The 6,415-nt window shown below is 72.0% G+C and carries 6 protein-coding genes; 4 read left to right on the top strand and 2 right to left on the bottom strand.

Translation table 11 applies throughout. The annotated features are described in order from the left end of the window. Positions 1–45: 45 nt before the first annotated feature. A complete protein-coding gene (locus ACWD6P_RS28780; RefSeq protein WP_451447085.1) occupies positions 46–804 on the top strand; it encodes a MerR family transcriptional regulator in 759 nt (252 codons plus the stop codon). 55 nt (positions 805–859) lie between these two features. Here the strand turns inward: ACWD6P_RS28780 and ACWD6P_RS28785 are convergent, their stop codons facing one another. Continuing rightward, positions 860–1,228 (bottom strand): YbjQ family protein, encoded by a 369-nt coding sequence (locus tag ACWD6P_RS28785; RefSeq protein WP_451447086.1) that lies wholly within the window; start codon positions 1,226–1,228, stop codon positions 860–862. 197 nt (positions 1,229–1,425) lie between these two features. Here ACWD6P_RS28785 and ACWD6P_RS28790 point away from each other — a divergent pair, with 197 nt between their 5' ends. Together ACWD6P_RS28790 and ACWD6P_RS28795 are read left to right on the top strand one after the other, a co-directional pair. Then, positions 1,426–2,136: a DedA family protein gene (locus ACWD6P_RS28790; RefSeq protein ID WP_451447087.1), complete on the top strand. Its 711-nt coding sequence runs from the start codon at positions 1,426–1,428 to the stop codon at positions 2,134–2,136. Positions 2,137–2,286: 150 nt separating this feature from the next. Continuing rightward, positions 2,287–3,990, top strand: a complete 1,704-nt coding sequence (locus ACWD6P_RS28795) for a threonine/serine ThrE exporter family protein (protein WP_451447088.1) — start codon at positions 2,287–2,289, stop codon at positions 3,988–3,990. 103 nt (positions 3,991–4,093) lie between these two features. On the opposite strand, the gene ACWD6P_RS28800 is transcribed toward ACWD6P_RS28795, so the two are convergent. Then, a complete protein-coding gene (locus tag ACWD6P_RS28800) occupies positions 4,094–4,588 on the bottom strand; it encodes an inorganic diphosphatase (protein WP_017949744.1) in 495 nt (164 codons plus the stop codon). 86 nt (positions 4,589–4,674) lie between these two features. On the opposite strand from ACWD6P_RS28800, the gene dacB reads away from it, so the two are divergent. Next, a complete protein-coding gene (gene dacB, locus ACWD6P_RS28805) occupies positions 4,675–6,249 on the top strand; it encodes a D-alanyl-D-alanine carboxypeptidase/D-alanyl-D-alanine endopeptidase (RefSeq protein ID WP_451447089.1) in 1,575 nt (524 codons plus the stop codon). Positions 6,250–6,415: the final 166 nt, after the last annotated feature.

Here is a 6,415-nt window from a genome sequence, read left to right on the forward strand (position 1 = left end):
GACGTGAGGTCGCATCGTGGAACGCGTACCGAGAGGGGAGCGGAAGTGAGCTATTCGGTCGGGCAGGTCGCGGCCTTCGCCGGGGTGACGGTGCGCACCTTGCACCACTACGACGAGATCGGGCTGCTGCTGCCCAGCGAACGCAACCACGCAGGTCACCGCCGCTACGGCGACGACGACCTGGACCGGCTGCAGCAGATCCTGTTCTACCGGGAGCTCGGCTTTCCGCTCGAAGAGGTCGCGGCCCTCCTGGACGACCCGGACGCGGACCCGCAGGACCACCTGCGGCGCCAGCACGACCTGCTGACCGCCCGGATCGGCAAGCTCCAGGCCATGGCCGCCGCCGTCGAACACGCGATGGAGGCACGCAGGATGAACGTCAGGCTCACACCGGAGGAGAAGTTCGAGGTCTTCGGGGACTTCGACCCCGACAAGTACGCCGCGGAGGCCGAGGAGCGCTGGGGCCACACCGACGCCTACAAGGAGTCGCAGCGCCGGACGGCCACGTACACCAAGGAGGACTGGAAGCGGCTGACGGCCGGGTTCGACGCCATCCACCAGAAGATGGCGGACCTGCTCGCGCAGGGGGTGCCGGCCGACTCCGAGGCCGCGATGGACGTCGCCGAGGAGCACCGCCTGTTCATGGACGGCGCGTACTACGAGTGCACCCGCGAGTTCCACACCTGCCTGGGCGAGATGTACGTCGCCGACGAGCGCTTCACCGCCACGTTCGAGGCGATCAGGCCCGGCCTCGCGGTCTACCTGCGCGACGCGATCGTCGCCAACGGCGCCCGCCACCAGTGATCCCTACGGGCCGGAGCGCGCGCCTCCGGCCCGTACGGGTGTGCCGCCGACCGGCTCAGCTCAGCGGGGCGAGCACCACGGCCGTCCCGTAGGCGCACACCTCGGTGCCCACGTCCGCGGCCTCCGTGACATCGAAGCGGAACATCAGCACCGCATTCGCGCCGCGCGAGCGGGCCTGCTCCACCAGCCGCTCCATCGCCTGGTTGCGGGTCTCGACCAGGGTCTTGGTCAGCCCCCGCAGCTCGCCGCCGACCAGCGACTTCAGGCCCGCGCCGATCTGGCTGCCGAGATGGCGGGAGCGGACGGTCAGGCCGAAGACCTCGCCGATCACCCGTTCCACGTGAAACCCCGGCACGTCGTTGGTCGTCACGACCAGGACGTCCGACTGGGCGTGCTGTCCACCGCCGTACTCCTCGATGCCCATAGGTGCGCACCTCCTTGCCGCCAGCATCACCCGGGCCCGCGGGCGCGGCCAGCGGTCGGGGAGCGGTCGGGTGGAGGCCGCCGGAGCCGCCTGGAACCAAGGGGGGCCGCACGGCGTTGATAGTTTTGGGCCGCACACGCGCCTGCATCCCCGTCGCTCGTACGATCCGGCGCCCTCGACCCAGGAGCCTTCACCCCGTGAATACTCTCGCGCTCGGCCCCCAGTGGCTGGACCCGGACTATCTGATCGCGACGTTCGGCCTGGTCGGTGTCCTGGTCATCGTCTTCGCGGAGTCCGGCCTGCTGATCGGCTTCTTCCTGCCGGGCGACTCGCTGCTGTTCACCACGGGACTGCTGGTGACCGCGGGCAAGCTGGACAAGCCGCTGTGGCTGGTGTGCTCCCTGATCGTGCTGGCCGCCGTCCTCGGCGACCAGGCCGGCTACCTCTTCGGCCGCAAGGTCGGCCCCGCGCTCTTCAAGCGCCCCGACTCCCGCCTCTTCAAGCAGGAGAACGTCGAGAAGGCGCATGAATTCTTCGAGAAGTACGGCCCCAAGTCGCTGATCCTGGCCCGCTTCGTGCCGATCGTCCGGACCTTCACGCCGATCATCGCCGGTGTGAGCCGGATGAACTACGGCTCCTTCATCACCTTCAACATCATCGGCGGCGCGCTGTGGGGCGCCGGTGTCACGCTGCTCGGCGCGCTGCTCGGGAACGTCGAGTTCGTCCACAGGAACATCGAGATGATGCTCATCGCGATCGTGCTGATCTCCGTGATCCCGATCGTGATCGAGTTCCTGCGCGCCCGCAGCAAGGCGAAGAAGCAGCAGCCGACGGCCGAATCCGGCCGGCCGGCCCCCCAGGGCGCCCCCGCGGAGACCGCCCGCCGCGGCCGCCACGCCAAGCGCTGACCCCGCGCGTTCAAGCCAACCTCACACCGCCGCCCCGGGCGAATACGGCGGCCGCACCGCCCAACCCAGCCCCGGGCAAGCGCGGCGACCTCGCATCAGGCATCGTGTCCTTGAACCACCCCCCAGGAGGCCAACAAGGAGAGAAGACCTGTGGCGTCGGACCCACACGTATCGGAGCAGGCAGGCGGAACCGAGGACCGCAAGCCCGCATCGGACGAGGCGCACTCCGCCTTCACCCCACCGCTGGGCGTCCCCTTCCCTCCGCCGCCCGAGGACGAGCACCCCACCTCCGAGTTCGCCCTGCCCGCCGGCCTGCGCCCGGAGGCGCCCGCCGAGCAGGAGGGCTCCGCTTTCGCACCGCCCGGCAGCACCACCGGGCAGACCCCGCTGCCCACCCCCGTCGGCGCCACCGCCATCGGCCTGGCCTTCACCCCGCCGCACGGCATCCCCGCCGTCAGCCTCACCAAGGAAGCCCCTTGGCAGGACCGGATGCGGACCATGCTGCGCATGCCGATCCACGAGCGCCCGGTCCCCGAGCGCCTCGAGCGCGGTGACGAGGAGACCGGCCCGGCCGTCCCCCGCGTGCTCGACCTGACGCTGCGCATCGGCGAGATCCTGCTGGCCGGCGGCGAGGGCGCGGAGGACGTCGAGGCCGCCATGTTCGGCGTCGCGCACGCCTACGGGCTGGAGCGGGTCGAGCCGACCGTCACCTTCACCCTGCTGTCGATCTCGTACCAGCCCTCACTGGTCGACGACCCGGTCACCGCCAGCCGTACGGTGCGGCGCCGCGGCGTCGACTACACCCGGCTGTCCGCGGTCTTCCGGCTCGTCGACGACATCACCTCCGAGGGCATCACCCTCGAAGAGGCCTACCGCGGCCTGGCCGAGATCCGCCGTAACCGCCACCCCTACCCGAGCTGGGCGCTGACGGTGGCCTCCGGTCTGCTGTCCGGCGCCGCGTCCATGCTGGTCGGCGGCACGGCGCTGGTGTTCGTCGCGGCCGCGGTGGGCTCGATGCTCGGCGACCGGCTGGCCTGGCTCGCGTCCGGGCGCGGGCTGCCGGAGTTCTACCAGTTCGTGGTCGCGGCGATGCCGCCCGCCGCGGTGGGCGTCGCCTTCGGCCTGGCGCACGCCAATGTGCAGGCGTCCGCGGTGATCACCGGTGGGCTGTTCGCGCTGATCCCGGGACGGGCCCTGGTCGCCGGCGTCCACGACGGGCTGACCGGCTACTACATCACCGCCGCCGCCCGTCTGCTGGAGGTCGGCTACCTCATCGTCGGCATCGTCGTCGGCGTGCTCAGCGTGCTCTACATCGGACTGCAGCTGAATCCGGGCCTCAAGCGGATCGACCCCGAGCAGGCGCTGGGGGTCTACAACGAGCCGCTGGTGCAGATCATCGCGGCGATGCTGCTGGCGCTGGCGTTCTGTGTGCTGCTTCAGCAGGAACGTCACACCGTGGCCTTCGCGACCCTGAACGGCGGTGTCGCCTGGGTGGTCTACGGCGCACTCGTCTATGTCGCCAAGCTCAACCCGGTGCCCGCCACCGCCATCGCGGCCGGGCTGGTCGGCCTCTTCGGCCAGCTGCTCTCCCGCTACCGCTATGCGTCCGCGCTGCCGTACGTCACCGCCGCCATCGGCCCGCTGCTGCCCGGTAGCGCCACGTACTTCGGCCTGCTCAACTTCGCCCAGGGCCACCTGCCGCAGGGCCTGACGTCGCTGGTCCAGGCCGCCTCGCTGGCGCTGGCCATCGCGGTGGGGGTCAACCTCGGCGCCGAGGTCGCCCGGCTGTTCCTGCGCGCACCCTCCGTCCAGGAGGCCGGCCGCCGGGCCGCGAAGCGGACGCGGGGCTTCTAGGGCCTGTCCCATGGGTCATGGCCGGGCCGCCGGCAGGGCCCGGCATACACGACGGGCGGCAACCCGACTGGGTGCCGCCCGTTCGCGTAGGAAAATCAGAGCGTCAGTGCGCGCCGCCCTGCGCCTCAAGGCGCTTGAAGGAGGCCTCGATCTCGGCCTCGGCCTCGGCGCGGCCGACCCAGTTGGCACCCTCGACGGACTTGCCGGGCTCCAGGTCCTTGTAGACCTCGAAGAAGTGCTGGATCTCCAGGCGGTCGAACTCCGACACGTGGTGGATGTCCCGCAGGTGCTCCACGCGGGGGTCGGACGCCGGGACGCACAGCAGCTTGTCGTCGCCGCCGGCCTCGTCCGTCATGCGGAACATGCCGATGGCGCGGCACTTGATCAGGCAGCCGGGGAAGGTCGGCTCGTCCAGGATGACGAGGGCGTCCAGCGGGTCGCCGTCCTCGCCCAGGGTGTTCTCGACAAAGCCGTAGTCGGCCGGGTAGCTGGTCGAGGTGAAGAGTCGACGGTCCAGGCGGATCCGACCGGTCTCGTGGTCCACCTCGTACTTGTTCCGCGAACCCTTCGGGATCTCGATGGTGACGTCGAACTCCACGGGTGGCTCCTCCATGATCAACACATACGTCTGGTGATTAAGTGTCCCCCACGCAGGTGTGTGGTGGCGAAAGGGGCTGGTCCGAGGTGCCGGAGACCAGAACATGGCAGGTCAGATGGCAGTCGGTGCAGCATTCCGCGCGGGCTGCCACGCGCGCGGCGGGGCGGCCCGCACGGGCGGCTGCTGTCGCCGCGCGGCAGGCCTGGAGGGCCACACCACGCCACACCCGGCAAACCTGGCGGCTGACGGCGGTCTCCGCAGCCACCGGGCTGGCGGCTGCGATCGTCGCGGTGGCGGCGGCCGGCCCGTGGGACTCCGGTCAGCGTACGGCCGAGCGCGCGGAGGCGGCCGCGATGGACGGTGCCAGTGGCGAGCATCACGTCGCCGAACCCGGGCCCGCGCCCAGCGCACCGGCGGTGCTGGCCGCACTCGGCGGCCCCGCGGGCGGTGCGGCGGGCCGCGGCGCCGCGCCCGTCCCCACCAACGCGGGGCTGGCCGACGCGCTCGACCCGCTGCTCGACGACCCGGCGCTGGGCCCGCTGCGCACCGCCTCCGTCCTCGACGTCGCCGCGGGCCGCGAGGTCTTCGGCGCCGGCCAGACCAAGGCCGCCACCCCGGCGTCCACCGTCAAGATCGCCACCGCGGTCGCCGCCCTGTCCACCCGCGGCCCCGACCACCGCATCGACACCACCGTCGTCATGGGCGGCAAGGACCGCATCGTGCTCGTCGGCGGCGGAGACCCCACCCTCACCGCCCGCGCCCCGCAGCACAGCGCCGCCGATCAGCCCGCGAATCTGCGCACCCTCGCCGACGCCACCGCCCGCGCGCTCCAGCGCCGCCACCTCACCAAGATCAGCCTCGGCTACGACACCTCCGCCTACGCGGGCCCCGTCGAGCACCCCATCGGCCCGAACGAGAACATCGCCCCGGTCACCGCGCTGATGACCGACGAGGCGCGCCTGGACGACAGCGACCACGGCCCCGCGCCCCGTGCCACCGACCCCGCCGGCGACGCCGCACGGGCCTTCGCCGACCTGCTCCGCGAGCGCGGCATCACCGTCGAGGGCGACCCCGCCACCGCCAAGGCGCCCGCCCACCCCGACCGCCTCGCCACCGTCCGCTCCCTCCCGTTCTCCGCCCTCGTGGAGCGGATGCTCACCTACTCCGACAACGACATCGCCGAGGCCCTGGCCCGCCAGACCGCCATCGGCTCCCGCCGGCCGGCGAGCTTCGCCGGCGCCGGCAAGGCCGTACACACCGCCCTGGCGCGCCTGCGACTCCCCCTCTCCGGCGCCGTCTTCGCGGACGGCAGCGGCCTGGACCGCGCCGACAAGGTCTCCGCCGCCCTGCTCTCCCGCCTCCTGCTGCAGGCCTCCGCCCCCGGCCACCCCGCCCTGCGCCCGGTGGTCACCGGCCTCCCGGTGGCCGCCTTCACCGGCACCCTCAGCAACCGCTATACGGGCCAGAGTGCCGGCGCCGGCGCCGTACGCGCCAAGACGGGCACCCTCACCGGCGTGAACACCCTCGCCGGCACCGTCGTGGACGCCGACGGCCGCCTCCTGGTCTTCTCCTTCATGACCTCCGGCACGACGGACCCACAGGGCGCCCAGAAGGCCTTGGACAACTTGGCTTCGGCGGTGGCGAATTGTGGCTGCCGTTGACGCTTGCGCTCGGCTTTCGGCGTTTTCGGCTTTCCCGCCGTGGGGGTTTGTCGCCGTTGCGCCTGCGGCGGGCTGGGTGCCGCTGCGCGGGGCTTTTCGGGTGCCGGTGGCGGTCCTCCGGGGCAGGGTGTCCGGACTGCTTCGCTTTACGTCCGGACACCCTGCC

Source organism: Streptomyces sp. NPDC002446 (genome assembly GCF_053595675.1).

Coding starts and splice junctions, on each gene's coding strand:
- ACWD6P_RS28785 (WP_451447086.1), bottom strand. CDS start 1,228: ATGGGCATCGAGGAGTACGGCGGTGGACAGCACGCCCAGTCGGACGTC.